General features: G+C 61.6%; 22 protein-coding genes. 8 read left to right on the top strand and 14 right to left on the bottom strand.

Annotated features, from left to right (window positions below):
- The first annotated feature begins 18 nt into the window (after positions 1 to 18).
- Positions 19 to 873: a tetratricopeptide repeat protein gene (locus B5526_RS01525; protein WP_079544609.1), complete on the top strand. Its 855-nt coding sequence runs from the start codon at positions 19 to 21 to the stop codon at positions 871 to 873.
- A gap of 8 nt (positions 874 to 881) precedes the next feature.
- Here B5526_RS01525 and B5526_RS01520 read toward each other — a convergent pair whose 3' ends face one another.
- The 6 genes from B5526_RS01520 to B5526_RS01495 all read right to left on the bottom strand — a co-directional run bounded on the left by B5526_RS01520 (position 882) and on the right by B5526_RS01495 (position 7,955).
- Positions 882 to 1,334, bottom strand: coding sequence for a hypothetical protein (locus B5526_RS01520; RefSeq protein WP_079536321.1), 453 nt, complete (start codon positions 1,332 to 1,334; stop codon positions 882 to 884).
- A gap of 12 nt (positions 1,335 to 1,346) precedes the next feature.
- A complete protein-coding gene (locus B5526_RS01515; RefSeq protein WP_079536320.1) occupies positions 1,347 to 1,667 on the bottom strand; it encodes a hypothetical protein in 321 nt (106 codons plus the stop codon).
- Positions 1,668 to 2,452: 785 nt separating this feature from the next.
- On the bottom strand, positions 2,453 to 2,845 hold the full coding sequence (locus B5526_RS01510; RefSeq protein ID WP_079536318.1) for a YciI family protein: 393 nt from the start codon (positions 2,843 to 2,845) through the stop codon (positions 2,453 to 2,455).
- 66 nt (positions 2,846 to 2,911) lie between these two features.
- Positions 2,912 to 3,112, bottom strand: coding sequence for a hypothetical protein (locus tag B5526_RS01505; RefSeq protein WP_079536317.1), 201 nt, complete (start codon positions 3,110 to 3,112; stop codon positions 2,912 to 2,914).
- Between the two features lie 262 nt (positions 3,113 to 3,374).
- Positions 3,375 to 4,682, bottom strand: coding sequence for an MFS transporter (locus B5526_RS01500; protein WP_079536315.1), 1,308 nt, complete (start codon positions 4,680 to 4,682; stop codon positions 3,375 to 3,377).
- A 414-nt stretch (positions 4,683 to 5,096) separates the two neighbouring features.
- Complete coding sequence (locus B5526_RS01495; protein WP_244562169.1) at positions 5,097 to 7,955, bottom strand: ATP-binding protein; 2,859 nt, start codon at positions 7,953 to 7,955, stop codon at positions 5,097 to 5,099.
- A 215-nt stretch (positions 7,956 to 8,170) separates the two neighbouring features.
- Here B5526_RS01495 and B5526_RS01490 point away from each other — a divergent pair, with 215 nt between their 5' ends.
- On the top strand, positions 8,171 to 8,521 hold the full coding sequence (locus tag B5526_RS01490; protein ID WP_349642761.1) for a DUF302 domain-containing protein: 351 nt from the start codon (positions 8,171 to 8,173) through the stop codon (positions 8,519 to 8,521).
- A gap of 288 nt (positions 8,522 to 8,809) precedes the next feature.
- Positions 8,810 to 9,082 carry a hypothetical protein gene (locus B5526_RS01485; RefSeq protein WP_154071078.1) on the top strand — a complete coding sequence of 91 codons (273 nt, stop codon included), beginning with the start codon at positions 8,810 to 8,812 and terminating at the stop codon, positions 9,080 to 9,082.
- Positions 9,083 to 9,345: 263 nt separating this feature from the next.
- On the opposite strand, the gene B5526_RS01480 is transcribed toward B5526_RS01485, so the two are convergent.
- Positions 9,346 to 11,430: a methyl-accepting chemotaxis protein gene (locus B5526_RS01480; protein ID WP_079536311.1), complete on the bottom strand. Its 2,085-nt coding sequence runs from the start codon at positions 11,428 to 11,430 to the stop codon at positions 9,346 to 9,348.
- Positions 11,431 to 11,918: 488 nt separating this feature from the next.
- On the opposite strand from B5526_RS01480, the gene B5526_RS01475 reads away from it, so the two are divergent.
- Entirely contained in the window at positions 11,919 to 12,548 is a 630-nt protein-coding gene (locus tag B5526_RS01475; protein ID WP_079544607.1) for a L,D-transpeptidase, read from the top strand.
- A 126-nt stretch (positions 12,549 to 12,674) separates the two neighbouring features.
- Positions 12,675 to 13,211, top strand: coding sequence for a septal ring lytic transglycosylase RlpA family protein (locus tag B5526_RS39665; protein ID WP_433994615.1), 537 nt, complete (start codon positions 12,675 to 12,677; stop codon positions 13,209 to 13,211).
- Between the two features lies 1 nt (position 13,212).
- On the opposite strand, the gene pdxY is transcribed toward B5526_RS39665, so the two are convergent.
- From pdxY to B5526_RS01455, 4 genes are all read right to left on the bottom strand, one after another.
- A complete protein-coding gene (pdxY, locus tag B5526_RS01465; RefSeq protein ID WP_079536308.1) occupies positions 13,213 to 14,076 on the bottom strand; it encodes a pyridoxal kinase PdxY in 864 nt (287 codons plus the stop codon).
- A 70-nt stretch (positions 14,077 to 14,146) separates the two neighbouring features.
- On the bottom strand, positions 14,147 to 14,296 hold the full coding sequence (locus B5526_RS38320) for a hypothetical protein (protein ID WP_172841945.1): 150 nt from the start codon (positions 14,294 to 14,296) through the stop codon (positions 14,147 to 14,149).
- Between the two features lie 9 nt (positions 14,297 to 14,305).
- Positions 14,306 to 14,539, bottom strand: a complete 234-nt coding sequence (locus tag B5526_RS01460; protein ID WP_079536306.1) for a DUF6894 family protein — start codon at positions 14,537 to 14,539, stop codon at positions 14,306 to 14,308.
- 509 nt (positions 14,540 to 15,048) lie between these two features.
- Positions 15,049 to 15,435 carry an ester cyclase gene (locus tag B5526_RS01455; protein WP_154071076.1) on the bottom strand — a complete coding sequence of 129 codons (387 nt, stop codon included), beginning with the start codon at positions 15,433 to 15,435 and terminating at the stop codon, positions 15,049 to 15,051.
- Positions 15,436 to 15,948: 513 nt separating this feature from the next.
- Here B5526_RS01455 and B5526_RS01450 point away from each other — a divergent pair.
- The gene (locus tag B5526_RS01450) at positions 15,949 to 16,752 is read left to right on the top strand and encodes a DUF2066 domain-containing protein (RefSeq protein ID WP_244562168.1); all 804 of its coding nucleotides are present in this window, start codon (positions 15,949 to 15,951) and stop codon (positions 16,750 to 16,752) included.
- Positions 16,753 to 17,192: 440 nt separating this feature from the next.
- Here the strand turns inward: B5526_RS01450 and B5526_RS01445 are convergent, their stop codons facing one another.
- The 3 genes from B5526_RS01445 to B5526_RS01435 all read right to left on the bottom strand — a co-directional run bounded on the left by B5526_RS01445 (position 17,193) and on the right by B5526_RS01435 (position 20,125).
- Complete coding sequence (locus B5526_RS01445; protein WP_079536303.1) at positions 17,193 to 17,945, bottom strand: cupin domain-containing protein; 753 nt, start codon at positions 17,943 to 17,945, stop codon at positions 17,193 to 17,195.
- A 372-nt stretch (positions 17,946 to 18,317) separates the two neighbouring features.
- Positions 18,318 to 19,451: a hypothetical protein gene (locus B5526_RS01440; protein ID WP_154071075.1), complete on the bottom strand. Its 1,134-nt coding sequence runs from the start codon at positions 19,449 to 19,451 to the stop codon at positions 18,318 to 18,320.
- A gap of 305 nt (positions 19,452 to 19,756) precedes the next feature.
- Positions 19,757 to 20,125: a VOC family protein gene (locus B5526_RS01435; protein ID WP_079536300.1), complete on the bottom strand. Its 369-nt coding sequence runs from the start codon at positions 20,123 to 20,125 to the stop codon at positions 19,757 to 19,759.
- A gap of 197 nt (positions 20,126 to 20,322) precedes the next feature.
- On the opposite strand from B5526_RS01435, the gene B5526_RS37305 reads away from it, so the two are divergent.
- A complete protein-coding gene (locus B5526_RS37305; RefSeq protein WP_154071074.1) occupies positions 20,323 to 20,775 on the top strand; it encodes a hypothetical protein in 453 nt (150 codons plus the stop codon).
- Positions 20,776 to 21,188: 413 nt separating this feature from the next.
- Positions 21,189 to 21,413: a dodecin gene (locus B5526_RS01425; RefSeq protein ID WP_079536297.1), complete on the top strand. Its 225-nt coding sequence runs from the start codon at positions 21,189 to 21,191 to the stop codon at positions 21,411 to 21,413.
- The last annotated feature ends 152 nt before the right edge of the window (positions 21,414 to 21,565 follow it).

The following is a 21,565-nucleotide window of genomic DNA, read 5'->3' as shown; positions in this document are numbered from 1 at the left end:
GCCGTTCCGATGTGCGCCATGACAAAACGATCCCACGCGAATGTATTTGCTGCGATCGGCTGCGTCGCCGTCTCGGCGATCGCGATCGTTGCGGCTCCCAGAGTAGCGCTCGCGCAATCCGCCGATCTCGTGCTGTGCGACCGGCTTGCCGCTGATCCCGCCGATCCGGACAAGCCGGCCGATGTCAAGGGTACGCCGGAAGTCATGGCACCCGATATCGCGACCGCGATCAAATTCTGTAAGATTGCCTCCGGCTCGTCGCGGCGCGCGCTCTATCAATTGGGCCGCGCCTACGCCGCCAACCATCAAATGCCGGAAGCGATCGCCGCCTGGCGCAAGGCGGCAGACAAAGGTTCCACCTCGGCGATGGTCGAACTCGGTGTGCTCTATGGCACCGGCGCGGGCGTCGCGCGGGATGAAGCGCAAGCCCGGAAATTGTTCGAGCGCGCCGCGCAAGCCGGCAATCCGCGCGGCGTCAGCAACCTCGCGGCGCTCGGCGGCAGCGGCGGTGCGTCGCCGGATCCTGCGCGGGCGAGGGAGCTCCTGGCAAAAGCCGCCGAGACCAATGCGGAGGCGCAGTATCAGTTGGGGTTGATGTTGGCGGAGGGCACCGGCGGCGCCCAGGATGATTCCGGCGCGCGCGCTTTGTTCGAGAAAGCGGCGGCGCAAAATCATCCCGGTGCGCTGGAACGGATGGGCGCCTTCACCCAGGAAGGGCGCGGCGGGCCAAAGGATGCGGCCGCCGCCAAAGCCTATTACGAGCGCGCCGCAGCCCTCGGCGATGAGGACGCCAAGAAAGCGCTGAAGCGCATTGAATGCCCCTACGTGATCAAGGACAAGCGCGGTAATTTTGTCACCAATCTTTGCTTCTAGGTTCGCCATCACTTCATGTTGTAGGCGACCCAGTTCTCGGCATCGCGGTAGGTGGTTTCCAGATACGGCGGATTTTCGCGCGCCGCGCGGGCGACGGCGCGTGGTGTATTGTCGAGATAATTCTCACCGCTGCCGTATGAGAAATATTTGAAGCAATCGTCGTCGAATTTTACGGCCTCGACGATCGCCTGCTTCAGTTCGGCATCGCTGGCGCGCGGGTGCGCCCGCTTCAAACGGTCGAAGGTCGGCCCGTCCTGCGCGAAATCGTGCTCGTATTTAAGCCGCGCGGAAATCTCCTGCATGGATTTTTCGCTCGCTTCCGGCGTGCTGAAATCGCGCTGCGGCCAGATGCGGCCCTCCAGCCGCTCGAACGTGATTTTCTCCCGCCAGATCGCATAAGCTGCGTCGCGCAGCGGCAGCGCGGCTGCCTCGGCAATGATATCGTCGACGGTTCTGGGCATGGACCGATGGGGTCAGCGCGGTGGAATGGAATAGACGAGATGGCCGGTCCACCAGCCGGCGTCGCTGGTCATGCGGAGCGCGAATAGCCCGATCCCGGCGATAAGCGCAATCCAGAACAACGCCGCCGGCATCGAGCGCCTCAAGCCGAATAGGCCAGCGAGCAAGAGAAAATCGAGCGTCATGGTCAGGCGCTGCTCGGAGCGCATCGCGTATTCGTGGGCCGGCGTCAGCAGGTTCCAGAGAAAATGCCCGATCAGGAGGCAGGGCAGCACGAGCGAGATGATGGGGTTGCGGCCGGTGCCATCGGATGCTTGCGTTCGCGGATCGGTCATGGCTTACCCCTTTGATAGCGTCGGACTATTGCTAGTCGCGCCCGGTCGGCGGCAAGTTCAAATGGGGCCGTCATTGCGAGGAGCGCAGTGACGGCTTTGCGCCTCGCCATGACGTTTAGATACAATTTCACGATCTCGCGGCCGGATACGCCCGAGGTTTGCTATAAATTTCCTTACCCTCCAGTCAGAGGGCGCAGGGAATGCCGGGCGCCCGATGCGCCCGATAGCCGCGTGTGCAATGGCAGTGGTAGAACGCACACGCGTTGGTCAGGTCACACCGGAATCACCCGGCATTCCCCGCGCAATGGTTTTACGGCTTATATCGTGCTCTCCCCGGTGAGCCGGGCTTTCTTGCCACCGTCGCCCCTGAGAAGCTTGCTTCTCAAGAACTTGACACCAGCGTCGGGGTGTCAGGACCACACGACTTCGCCGTCCGCGTCAGCGCCGTTCGTCAAGAGCGCATCCGCGTCCACCGCATCCTGTCCCGCGTCCGTGACGATCTCGAGCCGCCCCTCTGTGGGACAGGACGGCAAATCATATAGTCTGATTTGCATTTCGGAAAAACAGAAATATTTTTGCAAAAGAGGCTGGACAGGTTTTTGCCTGACGGGCAAATCACCTGAGCGAGACAATCTTCTTGATGTCGTCCCTGCGAAAGCAGGGACCCATACGCCGCGGCCTCTCTGTTTAGCGCTGCGGCCAGACGGCTTTCCAACAACTTACATCGGTGGCTATGGGTCCCTGCTTTCGCCGGGACGACTGGTGGATGCGCAGTCGCGTTACGGCTACGCGTCGACGCCATCCTCCGTTCTCGGAAACGGCACGCCGGGAAGATAGAGTTTTACGGGCCGTATCTCATACATCGCAGAGGGATTGACCTGGCGCAGATCGCGCGCGGCTGATATGGCGGCGTCGCGGTCGGCGCAGTCGAGGATGTAGAAACCGAGAAGCTGCTCTTTTGACTCGGTAAAGGGGCCGTCGGTAACCACGCCTTTGCGCGGGCCGCGCAGCACGCAGGCGCCCTCGGTTGCCCCGAGCCGCGCCGCGGGCCCGAGGCGTCCCAATTCGTTGAGGCGGCCGTGCACCTTGTTGAGGTCGCGCATCACTGTTGCGTCCTCTTCCGGGGTCCAGGACGCGACTTCCTCTTCAACGTGATAGGCCAAGATAGCGTAGAGCATCGGTTGCCTCGTTCGGGTTGGGCCAGTGGATGCCCGAAGGACGATTGGCGGCGGCCGATCCCGACATTAAAACTCGCGTGATAGTCCGGCGCGGTGCGCGGAAATCGCCTCGGCGGCATGAGCATCGAGCTTGCCGACGCGTGCCCCCCGCTCAATGGCGGCGTCGAATTGCCGGGCATCGAACACTTCGAACCAGGCGCGAAGCCGCGCTAGCTCGCGCGGGGCGAGTTGTTCGACGGCTTTTTCGATGTCTTCGGCGGTGAGCATGTCGGCGATTTAGCATTCGCGCGCGACACACAAAAGGGTGTGGGGGCGCAATAACTGGCGGTCCATTCAAAGTCGCTGAGGTCGTAGCGCAAGGCTCCGGTTTCGCAGCTTGAATCACGTCCGTCGCGGAGCCGCTAATGCTCTGAATTTACGTCCGCTTTCGGCAGCACAGCGGACGTGGCCGGGCTTGTTGGCCGCCGGACTCCGTCGCGAATGACCCGACTGCGACATCGCCCGTATCCCGTGCCACGAACTGGCCGATTTATGCCGGATGACTGATGCTTTGGGATGCGACCCTCTGGCTGGATGGACGCATCGCCAGCGTGGTCACAATTGCCGCCAGTACGGCGCAGACGCTTAGGAAATAGAGCCCCGCTTCAAAGCTCTGGGTCGTGTCCTTGATCCAACCCACAACATAGGGTCCGACAAAGCCGCCAAGATTTCCTATCGAATTGATCGCCGCAATGCTGGCTGCCGCGGCAGTACCAGTCATGAGCGTTGACGGAAGCGGCCAAAAACATGGCTTTGTGCCATTCAGACCGATGCTCGCGATACACATGGCCAACAGGCCCCAGTACGAAGCATTAAACAGGCCGGCGCCGGCGAGTCCTACTGCGCCGCATAAGCTGGCCACCGCCAGGTTCCAGCGCCGCTCGCCAATTCGATCCGAATACCAGCCCCAGACCAGCATGCCGACGGAGCCTGCGATGGAGGGTACGGAGGTCACGAACCCCGTCTGAAAATTGGAGAAACCGAGTCCCTTGATGATCTGCGGCAGAAAGTAAACCGTTCCGTAGCCGGCAGCCACGAGACAAAGGTAAATAAACGACAGAGCAAGCACACGTGGGTCGATTAGCGCACGGAAGGGATTGTAAGTACCGTGAGCTGCATTGATCGCTTCGCGTTCGTCCCGCAGCGCTCGTTCGAGCCAATCCCGTTCGGCTGCAGTGAGCCATTTCGCGTGTGCGGGTCGGTCGGTCATGAAGTACAGTACGGCGGCCGAAAGAACCACCGCGGGAGCCCCTTCGATAATGAACAGCCACTGCCAACCCTTAAGCCCGAGCAGACCGTCGAGGCCAAGGATGGTCGTCGATATCGGTGCTCCAATAGCGATCGAGACCGGAATGGCCAGCATAAATCCAGCAATGACGCGGGCGCGATATGGAGCGGGGTACCAATAGGTTAGATAGAGGATCATGCCCGGAAAGAAGCCGGCCTCAGCTACGCCCAGGAGAAAACGCATAACGATGAAGCTCGTCTCGCCCGTGACAAACGCCATGCCAGCCGAAATGAAGCCCCAGGTCAGCATGATTCGGGCGATCCACAGACGCGCTCCTACACGCTCCAGGATGAGGTTGCTTGGCACCTCGAAGATAAAATAACCGAAGAAAAATATGCCGGCCCCCAGCCCGTACACGTACGCGCTGAGCCCCAAGTCCTTGTTCATAGTGAGCGCAGCAAAACCGAGGTTGATGCGATCAAGGAAGTTTACGAAATAAAGCAGGGCCATGAACGGGAGTAATCGACGCGAGACCTTTGCGATCGCTTGGCGCCCGATTGCCTCAGTCATGAGCAGCCTCCCTCATCGCGTTTCTCTCGCACGTCTCCTACTATATCATGTTTTGCCAAGACCCAACTGCGACATTAGCCGCGCCCAACGGCAGTCCTCTCGATCCCGGTTTCAGCCCTATCAAAGTACTCGTTTGAGCCGCACGTCGTGCTCCCGAAAAACCAGCAGTTGCAAGTGGTCCGGATCCGCGGTTTGGGGCTATCTGCGCTCGCTCTGGCAAGTTGATCGCGGCCGTTTAAGAAACGTTACAAATTCATGTACGACTGCGTCTCAACTGTCGGCCGATTGGATCAGATTGATCCGCCTCCAAAAGATGCCTCAGCTCAGCATCATGCGAACGATCCAGGAGCGCGAGCCGAAACGACTGAAGCAAGCGACTGGCCATTTTCAGGTTGACCGAGTGCTGTCTGGCCGTCAGTCAGCGTCAAGCCCGTCAAGCAGCGTTTTTGCCTCGCGAACGTCAGCAATCTGAAAGCCCTCCGTGAATGCCCCGTACAGCGGTTCAAGGATCTGCCTTGCGTCGGTCTTCCGGTCCTGCCCAACCCAGAGACGCGCAAGGCTTAGCGCGTTTCTCAACTCCCAGAAGAGCGCGCCCTGCTGCTTTGCCAGCTTCAAGGCCTCGATGAAGCATCGTTCCACCGACGAGGCCGGTTGATGTTGCGGGTCCTTCAGCATCAATTCGCCCTTGATGCGCAAGAGCTCCGGGACGTACCACTGTTCCTGCCTGGCTTTGCAGCGCTCCAAGGTTTCGTCGGCCGCTGCAAGCCCTTTTTCGATCTGATTTGCTTCGCCGAGACAGGCCGCCAGTTCGCCCAGCGGAAGCAGGAAGCGCGGCAAGAACCTGGCGTCGCCCGCCCGATCGATTTCACTCCGCAAGAGCACCAGCCCAGCGTCGATGTTGCCGCGTTTGGCCATAACCATGCCCTTGAAACAGCCCGCCCAAAGCCGCCAAAGGCTTATCGCGTGGCGCTCAGTGTGCTCGAATAGCACTTCACCGTAGCGCTCCGCCGCGTCGAAATCACCGGCCAGGAAGGTGATCGGGCACGCGCCCTGCCCCAGCACACTGCAGAAGGTCAAGGCGTGGCCATTCGCGCGTCCCTCCTCGATGTTGTGCTCGACAAGGCGCAGCGCCTGATCGGCGAGACCTTGCATCCACAGGATGCGGGCACGGAAATAGTGCGTCGAGATCCGCAGATCGAGCGGGAAAATCTTGGGCTTCTCGGCCAGGAGATCGAGGGACGCGTCGACCCGGTCGATGTGGCGACGTGCGCCGTTTTGGTCGCCAAGAAAGTGCAGCGACACGGCGAGAAGGCGATCGGCCAGCATCAAGTCGGTCGGATCGGCAGAGCCCTCCGCTGCTTTCGTGAAGCGCTGAGCGAACTCGAGTGCCTTGATAAATTCGCCATTGTTGAACTGGTCGATGCAAAGGCCCCAGAGGGCGCGCAGGCGATAATGCTTGTCGTCGAGCCGGTCCGCCAATTCGAGGGTGATCGCGAGTGTTGGGCCCGCATCTCGCGCACGACCCTGGCCGTACATCAGCGACCAGCCGAGTGCCGCCGAGAGCTGCATGCGCAAGCGTGTCGGATCTATAGCGCCATCGTCCAGCTTCGCGAGCGCCAATTCGGCGCGTTCGCGACATTCGCCGAACAGCGACAGGTGGACCCATAGCGGCACTGCAGCGGCAGTCAACGCCGCGCCGATCTGCGAGTCGCCGTCCGCCGAGAATGCCCATTCGAGGCCGGCGCGGACATTGCCGAGGTGTCGGCCATAGCGTCTCTGCCAATCGGTTTGCGGTAAGGAATTGCCTTCTGCCTCAGCCTGAATGAGGGCTTCCCGGAAGTATTCCGCATGGCGACGTGCGGCTTCCCGGTGCTCTCCCGCACCGCGCAGCTTTTCGAGGGCGTAGGCACGCGTCGTGTCAAGCAGACGATAGTGATCGTCCCCGGCTTGAAAGTCCGCGGCGACGAGCGACTTGACGACCAGGCCTGCCAGGCTATCCGCGACCGAGACGGCGTCGAGATTTCCCATCACTGCGGCAGCGGCATCGAGGGAAAAATCGCCGTTGAACACCGCAAGGTGGCGCAGCACCCGCGCCTCCGTCTCAGACAGCAGTTCATAACTCCAATCGAGGGCCGCAAGCAGGGTCTGGTGTCGCGGTAACGCCGTTCGGAAGCCGCGGGTCAGCAGGTTGAAGCGATCGTGCAAGCGCGCGGCGACCTGTTGCAACCCAAGCGTTGCGACGCGAGCCGCCGCGAATTCGATGGCCAGCGGGATGCCATCGAGCTGACGCGAAATCGCAGCGACCAGCTGAAGGCTTTCCCCGCGCGGCGAAAAGTCGGCGTTCAATGCCTTTGTCCTGGCAATCAGGAGCTGCACTGCGCTGCGTCCGAGGATATCGTGATCTCCATCTCCGCCCCGTACCGGAACATCGAGCGGGGGAACGCGATAGACATACTCGCCGTCGATGCGAAGCACCTCGCGGCTCGTCGCCAGAATCGTCGTATTTGGACACGATCGTACGAGCGTCTCCGCTAACCTCGCAGCCCCTTCAATCAGATGCTCGCAATTATCCAGCACGAGCAGGAGTTTTCTTGCTCCGATTTCTCGCGCAATGGATTCAAAAGAAATCTCGTCGCCGCCCAGTCTGAGGCCGAGAACAGTCGCGACCGCAAATGGCACCAGCGCAGGGTCCGACAGCGAGACCAGTTCGACGAGCAAACCGTCACCTCCGAAAGTCGCGAGCAGATTGCGGGCAACCGCCTGCGCGAGTACGGTCTTCCCGATACCGCCGGGCCCGGTCATGGTGACCATTCGATAGGTCGAAAGCAGCTCTAATAATTGGGCCTCGGCTGTGTTTCTGCCAATCAATGCGCTGGGTGGGGCGGTAAGATTTGTGACATAGCTTCGAGCGGGTTCAGCAGTGGGCATGCCGGCCGCGGCAAAATCCTCCTGCTGAATTATCCAGTCTCCCAGCAATCGGTAGCCACGACCCGCGATTGTCTTCAATAGTCCTCGATCGGGACCCAACGCCCGGCGTATCGCGGAGATTTGAGCCTGTAGAGTGTTTTCCTCGACCGCTGCACCCGGCCATACACGGTTCATCAACTCATACTTGTCGATCAGCTCGCCGGCCGACTGGACCAGCGTCTCGACAATTTCGAACGCCCGGCTGCCAACGTCAGTCGGAACGCCGTTCAACCGCATCTCACGGCGCGCGAGATCGATTTCCCACGCGCCGAACTTGTAGACGGGCCGTCGGTCCTGGCCTGGCATCGGTGCTCCCTTCGGACATTTTAAGGCCATTTGGACAGTTTCGAGCAGGAATCTGTGGTCGTTGGGCGACGCTTTTCAGAACTTTTCAGAACTGCCTCAAGGATGGATGCGTCCGCTGACGGTAAGGTCAGTCCATCGCAAATGCTTTGGGACACCAAGCAATGGCTCCAGATGGATTGATTACGATCGAAAGTCGCTATGGACCGGAGGAAACGATGAACCGGTTCGAGGCCGAGGTCAGGGCCAGGGGAATGACGGTCTTTGCCCATATTGATCACGCCGCGGGCGCGACTGCCGTCGGGCTGCCGCTGCGGCCAACAGAACTCCTGATCTTCGGCAATGCAAAGACCGGCACACCGCTGATGCAGTCGACTCAGACGTTCGGCATCGATCTACCACTCAAGGCTTTGGTCTGGCAGGACGCGTCGGGCACCACTTGGCTGTCGTACAACGATCCTGCATTTCTTGCGCACCGCCACGGCCTGGACGGTGCGAACAACACGACAGTCAACGCTATGGCAGCCGCATTGAAAGCGATTGCAAGCAAGGCAACAACGCCATCGTGAGCACAGTTCTGCTCACCAATCCAACGCCGAACTTTGGAGCACGCCGATGATCCGCGCGAGAGTTGACGGCATTCCCCGTCTGGCGGCAAACGGCCACACCGGACAGCAGCTGCGGCGTGCCCTAAGTGACGGTCAGGGAGGCGAGGGCTATGTGACGAACGGTTCCGGCCGAGGCTACTGCTTCGTTGCGCCGGCGGGTTGCGCGGCATCTCCGTACCTTCAACACCTCTACGGTCGAGGAGATTTGTCATGCTAACTGATCAACACTCGTTCCGGCCGGAAGGAAGCGTGAGCGACGCGAAGGGTCAAGTGCCATTGCAGACCTCGGCGGAATTCGTGCGCACCTATAATGCGCAAGCTCACGAGATCGTCGACGCGATCACGGCGGCGGTCACTAATGCAGAGGCCGGGTTAAACTGGCTGTGCGCTGAACAGCCAGATCTGGAAGGAGTCCGCCAGGCGCTCAATGGTATCGCTATCGACGGTAAGCGAGCAGCCGAAATCGTCGTTAGACTTCGAGCGCTCATGAACAAGGTGGCCCACAACGGATGGAGCCCCTGATCCTTGAGCTGACAGCTCCGAGGTGGCCGGCGCGACGTCGCCTTTTGGCACGTCGCATCATTTCGCTGCGATGCGGAATTTGGTTGCTACCGGGGCATAGCTGGCATTGGTCAAGCCTGCACCAATCAAGCTCCCTAATCGTGGTCCCGATGGAGCGCTGGGAAGGCGATGCGCAGGTCGGGCCCCGGATTTCGCGGAGCCTGTCATCGGGCGCGCATTCGCGCGACCCGTTGGCTCCATCCGGGTTACGGGTAGCGTTGGACCTACGCCGCCCGCACCTCGGACAGGAAGCGGTTGAACTGGCCGGCGAGATCGCTTGACTGGGACGACAATTGTTCGGCGGCGCCGAGCACCCGGTTGGCGGCGGCGCCGGTTTCGTCGGCGGCGCGCTGCACGCCGGAAATGTTGGCGTTGACTTCCTGGGTGCCGCGCGCGGCTTCCTGGACGCTGCGGGAGATTTCCTTGGTCGCGGAGCCCTGTTCCTCGATCGCGGATGCAATCGCAATGCCGATCTGATCGATCTCGGTGATGACGTCGACGACGTTCTTGATCGCCGTCACCGTCTCGTCGCTGGCGGCCTGGATCGCTGCGATCTGCTCGGAGATTTCGGTGGTGGCCTTGGCGGTCTGGCCGGCCAGCGATTTGACCTCGGAGGCGACCACGGCGAATCCGCGTCCGGCTTCGCCGGCGCGCGCGGCCTCGATGGTGGCGTTGAGGGCGAGCAAATTGGTCTGGGCGGCGATGGTCTGGATCAGCGTCACGACGTCGCCGATCTTCTGTGCGCCCTCGGCGAGCGAGCGCGCGGTATCGCCGGTGCGGCGGGCGTTCTCGACCGCGCGCGCCGCGATCTCGGTGGACTGCGTGACCTGGCGGCCGATCTCGGTGATCGAGGATGTCAGTTCCTCGGTGGCGCTCGCGACCGCCTGCACATTGGTCGAGGTCTGTTCGGAAGCCGCGGCCACGACCGCGGCCTGACGGTTGGTGGCGGCCGCGGTCGACGACATCGACTGCGCCGTCTCTTCCATCGCGGCCGACGCCTGCGACAGCCCGCCGACCAGTTCGCTCACCTTGGTTTCGAACGCGCGGGTGAGATCGTCGAGCAGGCGGGCGCGCCGCATCTTGACGTCGTTTTCGGCTTCCTGCTCCGCGGCCAACCGATCGGCCTCGATCTTGTTGTCCTTGAAGACCTGCACGGCGGCCGCCATGGCGCCGATCTCGTCGCTGCGCTCGGCGCCTGGAATTTCCTCTGAGACGTTGCCGCCGGCAAGCCGCGACATCGTGCCGGTGAGATCGACGATCGGCTGGCAGATCCGGCGGCGCACCATCACCACGAGGCCGGCGCTGGCGACTACGACCGCCAAGAGCCCCGCGAGCGCGATCAGGAAGCTAAAGCGCGCCGAGGAATAGGCTGCGGAGAGGATCTGTTCGGCATTGTCGTAGAAGGCATCGCGTACCTCGACGATCGCGGCAAGGCCGACCTGCGACTCCGTGAAGTAAGTATCGAGATCGTGCTCGTATTTGCCGCTGACGGCGCCTTCCTTGGCAAGTTTCAATTCCTTGCCGAAGCGCTCGACATAGGCGTCGTTCATGCGCTCGAGCGCGGAGGCGACGTTGGCGGGCGTTGCGGGATTGCCGCGCAACTCCTGCAGCGACATCAGGATCTGATCGCTCCGCCCCTGCGAGCGGGCGAGCTCGATCTTTTCGGCTTCGGTCGCCGCCCGCTTGGCGCCGACCAGGCTCTTGTGCAGGCTGGCATTGAAGCCGCCGACGTCGCGCAGCGTCCAGGCGATGTTGGCATAGCTCGCCTGCCGGTAGGCGTCGCCGTCGAGTTTTGCGATCTTGCGGACCTGGCCGTCGAGCAGCGCGGTGACCGCATTGTTGAAGGCCGCATTGTCTGAAACGATTTTCTTCGCGGCATCCTTGCGGGCTTCGGCCGGGCCGTCGATGGCTTTATCGATCTCTACGCGGAGGCTAACGAATTTCGCGTTGAGTGTGTCGATTCCGGCGCCGACAGTGTCACCGTCGTCGAGCGGCCCGGGCAGGCTCTTCCTGACGGCATTCATCTTGTCGCGCGCGCCGTCGGTCTGCTTGCGGTATTTGTCGACAAGTTCGGCGCGCTGCTTCGGATCGACCGCGGCAGGCCCGAACAGGATGTTGGTGGCGAACCCGCGCTCGGGGTTCAGATAACGCGGAATGTCGCCGACGGCGCGCACCACCTCGAGCCGGCTCTGCGCCACCGAAATCTTGTCCATGGTCTGGTATTTCGTCACCGCCACATAGAGCGCGAGACCGCCGCCGACGGTGGAAAGCGAGATGATTGCAGCCGTGAGCAGGGTCCCGATTTTCATGAGTCTGTGCGCCATTCGCGATGGTAGAGGACGAGGTCCTCCATCGTAGATGGCGGGAATTAATCTCTGGTTTACACTGATGGCAGCGGGCTACCAGGCCATCGCCGGATCGGGCTTATCAGCGGGTTTGGTGGCCGGTTTCATGGGTCGCGGACTTGGGCAGGGACTTGGGCTGGGTGAGCGTCGGAATGTTTTGCGAGCGCCGGCGTCGTCAGAACCGCCAGAGCCATCGAACCAGAGATGATCGCGGTTACGATCCGCATGTCAGGTCCTCCTTCTCCAGGGGAGGCAATTTTTTTTTGAACGATTGTGGAATTTTTTTGCCGCGTGCGCCGGATTTTGCTCAATGCCGGGAAGAATTCGCCGGGCGGCAAGGCGTTGTTTCACAAATTATCGCCATGATTTCTGCACGATTGGGGAAGCATATGGGCGCAACCTAATGCTTTGGAGGCGGGGCGGTGCCGAGTTCCAGGCTCGCGTTGTTGCTGATGGGGCTTGTCGGGCTTGCGCTCGGCGGCTGCATGCAGGCGACGCTCGCGCCGTCGTCGGATGCCAGTTTTACGCCGCGCGACCGGCAGTTGCTGGCACATCCGCCTTATGCGCGGGCGGACATTCCTGAGTCCTATCGCCGACATATCGTCGACTATTCGCGCAGAGAGGCGCCGGGCACGATCCTGGTCGATACCGAGTCGCGGTTTCTCTACTACGTCCTGCCCGCCGGCAAGGCGATCCGCTACGGCGTGGCGGTCGGGGAGGAAGCGATGGCGTTCTCCGGCGTCGCAACCGTCGGCAAGATGGCGGAATGGCCAGACTGGATCCCGACACCGGAGATTCAGGCGCGGCTCGGTCCTTACCCGCCACGCATTGCCGGAGGCCCGGCCAATCCGCTTGGCGCGCGGGCGCTCTATCTCTACGAGGGCAACAAGGACACGCTGTATCGTATTCACGGCACCAACCAGCCGGAATATATCGGGCAGGCCATCTCATCCGGCTGCATCCGCATGACCAACGAGGATGTCATCGATCTCTTCGATCGGGTGAGGCAGGGTGCGACCGTCGTCGTGCTTCCGCCGGGGCGGAGCGCGTGGAACGGACCGATCGCAGGTCCCCACGGCTGATCGTTGGAATCGCCACCCGCCGCGCTGCCTGGATGACTGTGGCGCAATAATCACACTCGCAAGGAATCGTGTGGGGCTGGACTCGTCCGGCCACCGTTCCGCCCTCATTGGGCTCCGCTCTTAACCATGTCGGATTTCGGTTTGGGCGCGGGGGCACAGATTGGGGGATGCGACATGTTTTCCATGCGTTGTGTCGTTCGATTGTTTGCCGTCGCGCTCGGAGGGGCGTTGTTGGGGGCTTGCGCCCAGTCCTCCGTGGTCACCAGACATTCCGAATTTGTTGGCGCCAGCCGGCACGCGTCGCTGCCCATGCGCAGGCATGTCGCGTCCGTGAAAAAGCATACGCCGTTCGCGGCGAAGAAGAATGCGGGTGGGACGCAGGTTGCCTCGCAGGGAGTGGCGAGCTTCTACACCGAGGGAACCGAGACCGCGAGCGGCGAAAAATTCGATACGCACGAACTGACCGCCGCCCATCCGACCTTGCCGTTCGGCACCAAATTGCGCGTGACCAACACCGCGACCGGGCGGTCCGTAACCGTCCGGGTCAATGACCGCGGCCCGTACGTGCACGGGCGGGTCGTCGACGTCTCCTATTCGGCGGCCAATGCGCTGGGAATGGTCAACAAGGGGGTTGCGAACGTCAAGCTCGACGTCGTGCAGTAGGTTACGAAGAGCTGCTGCGCACGGCGACGGCGTCGAACCGTCGCGGCGGGTGGACGAGCAGCGAAGCCGTCTCGACGATGCGCATTTCCTCGGTGCCACCGGCTGCGGTGCATTCCAGCACGGCGAAGACGGCCGATGCCGCGTGAGCGAGCGCGGCCGGCGTGTCCGATCCGCGCACGCGCGCCGACACCAAAAGCGCGGCAAACAGATCGCCGGTCCCGGAGGGGCTGATCGGCAGTTTCGGCGTGCGTACGCGCCAGGCCTTGGCCGGTTCGACGGCAAGCGTATCGATATGACCTGCCGGCGTATCGGCGAGTTCGGCGCTGGTGACGACGACCGTCGACGGACCGCGCGCGATCAGGACTTGCGCCTGCGCGATCACTTCATCGATCGTGGTGGCCCTCGCGCCGCACAGCCATTCGAACTCGAAATGATTGGGGGTGATGAGGTCCGCAAGCCGGCACAGCCGGTCACGAACCAGCGGCGGGATGTCGGCGTGGACGAACAGGCCCCGATCGCGATCGCCGAGCACGGGATCGCAGCAATAGGATATCGCCGGGTTGCGGGCCCGGGCCCGCTGCACGAATTCCGCGACGACGGCAGCAATGTCAGGCGAGCCGAGATAGCCCGACAGGATCATCTGGCAGGTCTCGACCGCGCCGCGTTCCTCGACCCCGCGCAGGAGATCGGCGACCAGTGGCGCGTCGAGCACCCGGCCGCGGACGGTCGGGTAACCCGGCCGGTTGCTCAGCAAAGTGGTGGGCACCGCGATCACGTCGATGCCGTGCATCTGCAGGGGAAAGGCGGCGGCGCTGTTGCCGACATGGCCGTAGGCGACCTGCGACTGAATCGAAATGACGGTCATGCTGCCTGCCAGGGGGACATCCGATGCCTCTTATAGGCCGCCGGATGGCACGCCGGCTAGGCAGGCCGGTTCAAAGCACGCCGCTTTGGGTCTTGTGCTTGGCGCGCCATTTCGGGCCGGGACCGCGCATGTAATGACGCTCGGGCCGATAGGGATTACGGGCAATTTCGATCAGCCGCTGCCACTTCGTCACGATCGCATGGAGGCGCTGGCGAAACATGGTGGCCTCTCAATGCAGCTTGCCGAGCAGGGAGACGAACGGCACGGCAAAAATCTCTTCGCCGAGATCGTCGTTGGCGTGCAGCACCCACTCGCGCCAATCTTCCGTGCCCGCCGTCATGAGCAGCGAGCGCACCACGATCGCGGCCTGCTGATGCGCCTCGGCGAGATTGCCGACGGCGATGCCGCGCCCGTCGACCCATATCTCTTCGGCGTTGGAGCAGTGGAAAAAGACCTGAGCCATGTTCCGCCTCCTAATGAAAAAGCGAAGTGCGACTCAGGGATAGCAGCGGAAAGGGTATCGGGATATTCCGGGCGAGTACGGTAGGGGAAAGTACGGGAAATCCGAACAATTTTAGCGGTCGTGCGGCGACGTCGTCATTGCGAGGAGCCAACGGGTCGCGCGAACGCGCGCCCGATGACAGGCTCCGCGACGAAGCAATCCAGCTTTGGCGCCGGGAAAAAGAAAGCTGGATTGCTTCGTCGCAAGCGCTCCTCGCAATGACGGATAGATATGACTTGGCGATCTCGCGGCGCGATGCGCCCGAGGCCTGGATGAATCTTCCGCCCCAGGAGGGCGTGGGGAATGCCGGGTGCCCAGTGCACCCGCAGCCTCGTGTGCAAAGGTAGAAAGCACACGAGTAGTCACCACGGGCTCACCGGGATCAACCCGGCATTCCCGCACGCAATGGTTTTAACGGTTTCCTTCGTGCTCTCCCCGGTGACCGGGCTCTTTTGCCACCGTCCCTGGCTCTAGAGCTGAGCTTCGATAGCGGCCTTATCTATCACAGACCATACTTGATCGATCTTTTCGCTCCGAAATTCATAGAAGACGTTTTCGGTAAAGGAAACTCGCTTTCCGTTTACGTCGAGGCCAAGGAACATTCCCTTAGGCGTACAGTCGAAGCCCAGCCGGCTTGCGATATAAGGCGGATCGGAAATCAGCAGATGAATGTTGAAATACAGGTCCGGAATTTCATCAAAGTCTCTCACCAGCATCTCGCGATAACCTGACAATCCGATCCGCCGACCGTTGTAGTGCACGTCATCCTGAACGAACTGTTCCAGCTTCGGCCAGTCCTGCCTGTTCAAGCAGGCGATGTAGTCCCGGTAGATTTCGGAGAGGTCGGTTTTAATCACGGTAATTGCCTCGGTCCTTCTACCGCCAAGTAGGACGAGAAGGTCCCTGCTGCAAAGCGCGTAGGGCGCCATAGCCAACGGATCGCGCGACTGGGTGCCTGACGACGAACTCCGCGTGTTGCGGTACGCGCCTACGAAAGAGGACCACCGGCCGCGGCGAACTGGCCCAACAATCGCAGCAACCGCAGGCAATGGCCGACAAAAACACGAACGAGCGCGCGCGCCCTCGACGGCGCGTGAACTCCGAGCTTTTCACCAAGCGCGAAGGGCGGATGCTGTACCGGGAGGGCGCGTTGTAACATCGGGATTTCTCCGCGACCGATCTCTAAGCTAAGCGCGTATCATATCATGTTTGTTCCGGATCAATCTTTCAAGGCGGCTGTTGGAACTGGCGGCGAGCCGGGCAGGAAGATGATATTTTTTGCGGAGCAACGGGTGCGGTGCAACAGCAGTTGGTTCGGGAGACGGCGCGATATGCTGCGGACGCAATGTGCCTGCGTAGCGGAGGCGATCATGATCAGGACATCGATTTTGGCAGCGTTGATGTGTTTCACCGTCACCATGGCGGCCGCGGCGGATCTATATCGAGCGCAGGCCGTCGTCACAGGCCAGGGCGAGGCCAATCGCATCATCGGCTTTGTCTCATGTCTGGAGGATGTCCTCATCAAAGTGTCGGGCGCGCTAAAACTTGCCGGCGACCCTCGACTGGCGGTCTACAAATCGCGCGCGGGAGATTTTGTTAGGGCGTATCGCTATCACGACCAGATGTCCGGCACGCCGACGCGCGACGAGCAGGGCACCCGTGACCGGCCCTACGATCTGATTGTCGACTTCGATGAAAAGAAAATCGACGGCCTGCTCAAGGCACTTGGCCTCACGCCGTGGCTTTCGCACCGTCCGATCCTTGGAGTCTTTGTCGAGATGGAGCAGGGCCCAACAAAATACATCGTCACGGCTGATGCGGAGCGTTCCGCAGCGCCGCGCGACTCACTGCTCGCCGCAGCCGCCAGGCGCGGGATGACCATTGTGTTGCCGAGCGGTGCGGCATTGGCGAAGTCGGGCATCGATGGTGCCGGGTTGACGGCGGTGCCGCCCTCGACATGGGCCTCTCGCGCAGCCGAGCAGGGTGGGGAGGTCGCTTTGGTCGGGCGGCTGGTGTGGGACGATCAGGAGCTCGGATGGGCCACCGAGTGGCAACTGGAGTGGCAGGGCCGGCCGCACCGATGGCAGCTTCGCGGTGTGACCTTCGATGAAGCCTTCCGACGCGCCATCGGCGGCGCTGCGCAGATATTGTCGAACAACGGTGATCCGGCGTAGCGGGGCAGCAGGTGGGTCGTACGGATTTTCGTCGATCGAGCTTCTGGAAATCACGCCGAATCCAGCAGTCGCGGCTTTTTTGGCGCGATCGAAAGAGATGGCGACTACGGCAGCAGCGCTGTCTTGAAGTCGCCCCGCGACCAGCCTCCACATAGGCCGGCTGCAATCTGGTCTCGCCGCGGCCGAACATCGGATAGATGCCGAACGATGCGGCGGCCAAGAAAACCAGTTCCGCCGAACACGGTGACGATGCGATCGTTCGTTGCCACCATGATTCAAATTCGCCAACTCATATGAGATCGAACGGCCCTCCGGATGCGGTGGGCCGCCCGCCACTAGAGCGCGATGACTTTTCTTCGAATCGTCATCCCGCTCTATCTTTTTGTTTGAGCATGATCTTTTCGGAAAACCGGTACCCACTTTTCCGGATCATGCTCTAGCTATTGTTTCTTTGCTGGTGCGCCCGGAAGCACGGCCGCTATACCTTCCGGATTGATGTTGAAGGCCAGGAATATCAACGGCTCGTTGCCTGGGTTTCCCCATTGGTGCACGAGGGCGTACGGTTCATAGATCAGGGAACCCGGTCCCCTTGCTTCTGTCTTGCCGTCGACCGTGTTGGCCCCGGTGCCGGAGATGATGAAGTATAGAGCCGCGCCTGACCGATGGTGCGGCGGGTTGGAGGGCATCTGCGCCGGAAATGTAACTCGCGTGAGATTGAGATCATAACCGCCTGACTGCAGGTCGGGGATCGGAGTCGCTGTGCGATATAGCTCTCTCACCGCGGCAGGTGCCGTCTCGACAGGCCGACCCAAGTCGGCAGCGGGGACAAGGAAGAAGTGGAGAAAAGTTGACGGCCCTCCGCTACCCGCCGTTAGCGCCGCGGTCTTTCCGCCGGCGATGAACAGCCCGTCTCCGGCGTTGAGCATTTTGGCCTCGCCACCAAGCGAGACCTCGGTCGATCCTGACAACTGGTAGAGGATGCCGCTGGCCGCCGACACGCCGCTCTTCTGGTCCGGCTGAAGAGTGACGCTCACCGCTTTGAAATGCAGCGGCACGTCGGTGACGGTCGGCAGTTTGGTTGCGGCGACCACTGTTCGCGTAATTGCCGGCGCTGTGGGGGTGGTTTGTGCGGTCGCGGAGACGGGAAGCGCCATCGCGCCGAGCAACAATAGTCCGGTTGTCCTGAACTGCATGATTGCCTCCCAGGTTCAGCGGATAATCGGAGCACCATACGCTCTCCCAGCGCCTCCTGGAATGGCGGGCCGCTTCGAGCCGCCAGAGCGTGATGACTTTAGGTTGAGGCGCAGCGGTGACTTCTCCCTCGCCCCGCTCTTGCAGGGAGAGGGTTGGGGAGAGGGGCTGTTTCCGCGAATGCGGAAGCACAAATTATGCGGAGAATCCCCCTCACCCGGATCGCTGCGCGACATAGCCGAAGCTTCGCTTCGGCGTTCTTCTTGTCTAAGGACGGCCGCCGAAGGCGGCCTATGCCTCTCCCCGCAAGCGGGGCGAGGTGATCGAACTTGCGCAGGCGACGATTCAACTCATGCGCCAGGGTGCAATGCCCGTCACTGCCCGACGGGTTCGATCGATATGCCGTTGCGGCGAGCGCAGGCGCGCAGCCAGGGGACGACGCCTGCCTGCACCGGAAACTCCATCCGGTCGCTCGGCGCTGCCTTGAAGATGAGCTGGGCGCCTTTTTCCAGGACAGTGGCAAGCGTCGTAGCGTGCTGCGGATATATGCCGATCTCGTCGTGGCCCACCACATGCGCGGAGAATGCCGTGAAGGGCTCTTCGCCGACCTTCAGTGTCGCCTCGACCGGCTGACCTTCGGGCAGATCGAGCTTGGAGTCCTTCAATACCACGATGAGGCCCTGGCGGCGGCTCAGCATCAGCAAGGTGCCCAACGTGCGCGAGAACGGCTCCGAGCCTGTCAGCAGATAATGGCGGCGGATGTAGCAGGCCTGGATGCTGCCGTCGCTGCCGCGCAGCTCGGAGGCATTCCAGCCCTCGATCTTCTGCTTGTCCTCGATACCCGGCGCTCCAGCCGGTGTCGCCGGCATGATCGCAATCTTCGCCGAGCGCTGCCGCGGCACCGGCATATCCGGGGCATTGGGATCGGTCGGCTTGTCGATCGGGATGTCGAACGTCTTGCCGCACTGCCTGAGCCAGCTCACGGCTTCCGCCGGCAGGTCGATGTTGACGGCGCCGGAGTCAATGCCAGCACCATCCGAGCGCAGCGTGATGTGCATCGCCTTGCGGAGCGCCGCGAGGCTACCAGCGGCATCGCCCGGGTGGAAGGCGAAGGCTACATTCGCGACCGGGAAGCCGACCGCGGGAAAGGCGGTGTTGTCGATCAGGATCTCGGCCTGGTCGTCCAGAACTTCTTCCATCGGCAGGCCGTCATCCTGGATCGCGAAGGTGAGACCGCTGCCGCGGCTGATGTTCAGCGAGAAATGCGTATCGACCGGGCCATCCTTGCCGGTGCGCTGCCGCAGCGCGACGAGGACGCATTGCCGCACCTTGCCGTCAGGGCCGACCTGCGGCAGCGCGCTCCAGTGACCCTCGGGAAAGTGCAGTTGTTTGCCGGCCACGGATTTTTCGACCGGGGCGGCCAAGGCAATGGAACATGCTCCCGCTGCGATCAGCGACGCAAGCGCCAGGCCAAACCGACCACTCCACCCGGCTGTGCTGATAAACATGGCCTTCCGCTCGCATCATGGCTTTGCCCGAAGGATTTGACGCTGATGGCCGGGCAAAGGTTCAATGGGCGGAAGCGCGACCAGCTGGCTTCGTTTGGGCCACGCTGGTTCAGAGCGCACCGGCTTCCACGAGGGTTTGTTGCCTCGCGTGCCATTTCGGGCCTGGCCCGCGCATGTAGTGACGCTCGGGCCGATAGGGATCGCAGGCCGCATCGATCATCTCCGCGCGCTTGGCGTTTGTCGCGAGGGAAAACCGGTTTCCACCCTCGGGCCAAGCCCGAGGGCATGCTTTTCCGGATCATGCTCTATTGGACGGAAACCGGGGACAAAGGCCGGGCGAAACTGAGTTCGTGGCCGTCGGGGTCATTGAGGTGGAAGAAGCGCTCACCCCATTCGGCATCGCGGGGCACGGTAGCTGGCAGATATCCCGCTGCGAGCGCACGGTCGTAAAATGCGTCAACGTCGGCAACGTAGAAGATTACCCGCCCCCACCAGGACCAGCGCCGCTCGGCAGGCTGGGCGATGAGGTTGAGATAGCTCGTCCCTGCTCGAAAGCTGGCGAATGACGAATCTTCGCCGCCATGCAGGACCTCAAACCCCAGCGCGCGGTAGAACCGGAAAGCTCGGGCCATCTCGTGGGTGCCCAGTGTGACCGCGCTGATCCCTTCGATCATCGGCAGACCCCTCCTGCTTTATTTCCGTAGCCCCGTACGCAGACGCGGCACCGGAAAATGGCATCCCCGATCAAGTCGGCAGGAGCTTCTCGCCCTTAGAGCGTGATGACTTTTCTTCGAATCGTCATCCCGCTCTATCGTTTTGTTTGAGCGTGATCTCCGCGCAAACGCTTCGCGTTTGTCGCGAGGGAAAACCGGTGCCCACTTTTCCGGATCATGCTCTAGGGCTTCGGGGCATTCTGGTCCTCGACCTTGGTGACGGAATATCCGGCTTTGCGAAGAGCAACCAGCACAGCCTTGGCGAGATGAATACTTTCTTCGTCACTTTTCGTGACTTGGTCCCACGTCGTACCGTGTCCAGAACCGGGATGATCAATGAAAGCGGTTTTGATGGCGCTTGTTATGACGATAAGGGCGTCTTCTGGCATCCAGGCCTCCCGCTGCTTTACCCTAAGCATATCACGCTTTTGACAGGCACGGTGGCTCAGCGGCACCATGCGCAAGCATCGCAGTCGTCAGCGCCAAAACCGGCCGTTGCAGATTTTGTTACATCCCGTTCCAGCAGTCGCGGCTTTTTAGGCGCGATCGAAAAAGATGGTGACTACGGCAGCAGCGCTGTCTTGATGTCGCCCCGCGACCAGCCATGTTAGCCTGGTCGATGAGAGGCGTAGGACTTATCGACACCACGGTCGGCAACGCGGCGCGCCTCGGCTCATCCCCTGGCGCATCGCAACGTTCCACCACGCGACGCTGCGCGTCGCAACACATCGCTACGCAACGCGCGAGCCGCCGGGGACATCCCGGCGCCTCTCGCGCGTTTTAGCGCGGACATCGCCAAACCAAAGCGATTGATCCCTTGCGGACATTCTGAAGGTGTAGAGTTCGATCCCTGCGGTCCGCTCCAGCTCCCCTCGCGGAAGTAGCGGAACTCGAGAGGTTAGACCTCGTTCAGAATAGACCTCGTTCAGAATAGACGTCGTTCAGAATAGACTTGGCTCAAAATAGACCTGGCTCAAAATAGACCTGGCTCAAAATAGACCTGGCTCACCAGCGGAGGCTCGCCATGCCAGCAACTGAAATGAAGGATCACGTTTATAAGATACTAGAACTCGTGGGATCTTCCGAAAAAAGTATCGAAGATGCCGTTCAAAATGCCATCACCCGCGCATCAAAGACCATTCGCGAGATGAAATGGTTCGAAGTCGTGCAAACGAGAGGCCATATCGAAAATGGGTCTGTCCGACATTACCAGGTCACGTTGCGAGTTGGATTCACACTGGAAGGGTAGTTCTATCGGGGGAAAGCGGAAGCGCGTAGGGCGCAATAGCCAACGGGTCGCGCGAACGCGCCCGATGACAGGCTCCGCGTATTGCGCCGACCGGTGCGCGTAGATTGGCGGAATACGCTCCGCTATTCCGCCCTACGGGCTGTCGACTGCAA

This window comes from Bradyrhizobium lablabi (assembly GCF_900141755.1).
GTDB lineage: Bacteria > Pseudomonadota > Alphaproteobacteria > Rhizobiales > Xanthobacteraceae > Bradyrhizobium > Bradyrhizobium lablabi_A.
The sequence above is the reverse complement of the archived record's forward strand: the minus strand, read 5'-3'. Positions and strand labels throughout refer to the sequence as shown.

Bases quoted from the DNA above. Each gene is read 5' to 3' on its own strand.
- B5526_RS01445 (WP_079536303.1), bottom strand. From the start codon at position 17,945: ATGCAGTTCAGGACAACCGGACTATTGTTGCTCGGCGCGATGGCGCTT.
- B5526_RS01425 (WP_079536297.1), top strand. From the start codon at position 21,189: ATGCCAGCAACTGAAATGAAGGATCACGTTTATAAGATACTAGAACTC.
- B5526_RS01515 (WP_079536320.1), bottom strand. From the start codon at position 1,667: ATGACCGATCCGCGAACGCAAGCATCCGATGGCACCGGCCGCAACCCC.
- B5526_RS01480 (WP_079536311.1), bottom strand. From the start codon at position 11,430: ATGAAAATCGGGACCCTGCTCACGGCTGCAATCATCTCGCTTTCCACC.
- B5526_RS01475 (WP_079544607.1), top strand. From the start codon at position 11,919: ATGGGGCTTGTCGGGCTTGCGCTCGGCGGCTGCATGCAGGCGACGCTC.
- pdxY (WP_079536308.1), bottom strand. From the start codon at position 14,076: ATGACCGTCATTTCGATTCAGTCGCAGGTCGCCTACGGCCATGTCGGC.
- B5526_RS01520 (WP_079536321.1), bottom strand. From the start codon at position 1,334: ATGCCCAGAACCGTCGACGATATCATTGCCGAGGCAGCCGCGCTGCCG.
- B5526_RS01525 (WP_079544609.1), top strand. From the start codon at position 19: ATGACAAAACGATCCCACGCGAATGTATTTGCTGCGATCGGCTGCGTC.
- B5526_RS39665 (WP_433994615.1), top strand. From the start codon at position 12,675: ATGTCGGATTTCGGTTTGGGCGCGGGGGCACAGATTGGGGGATGCGAC.
- B5526_RS01435 (WP_079536300.1), bottom strand. From the start codon at position 20,125: ATGATCGAAGGGATCAGCGCGGTCACACTGGGCACCCACGAGATGGCC.
- B5526_RS38320 (WP_172841945.1), bottom strand. From the start codon at position 14,296: ATGTTTCGCCAGCGCCTCCATGCGATCGTGACGAAGTGGCAGCGGCTG.
- B5526_RS01505 (WP_079536317.1), bottom strand. From the start codon at position 3,112: ATGCTCACCGCCGAAGACATCGAAAAAGCCGTCGAACAACTCGCCCCG.
- B5526_RS01460 (WP_079536306.1), bottom strand. From the start codon at position 14,539: ATGGCTCAGGTCTTTTTCCACTGCTCCAACGCCGAAGAGATATGGGTC.
- B5526_RS01450 (WP_244562168.1), top strand. From the start codon at position 15,949: ATGATCAGGACATCGATTTTGGCAGCGTTGATGTGTTTCACCGTCACC.
- B5526_RS01495 (WP_244562169.1), bottom strand. From the start codon at position 7,955: ATGCCAGGCCAGGACCGACGGCCCGTCTACAAGTTCGGCGCGTGGGAA.
- B5526_RS01490 (WP_349642761.1), top strand. From the start codon at position 8,171: ATGAACCGGTTCGAGGCCGAGGTCAGGGCCAGGGGAATGACGGTCTTT.
- B5526_RS01440 (WP_154071075.1), bottom strand. From the start codon at position 19,451: ATGTTTATCAGCACAGCCGGGTGGAGTGGTCGGTTTGGCCTGGCGCTT.
- B5526_RS01500 (WP_079536315.1), bottom strand. From the start codon at position 4,682: ATGACTGAGGCAATCGGGCGCCAAGCGATCGCAAAGGTCTCGCGTCGA.
- B5526_RS01510 (WP_079536318.1), bottom strand. From the start codon at position 2,845: ATGCTCTACGCTATCTTGGCCTATCACGTTGAAGAGGAAGTCGCGTCC.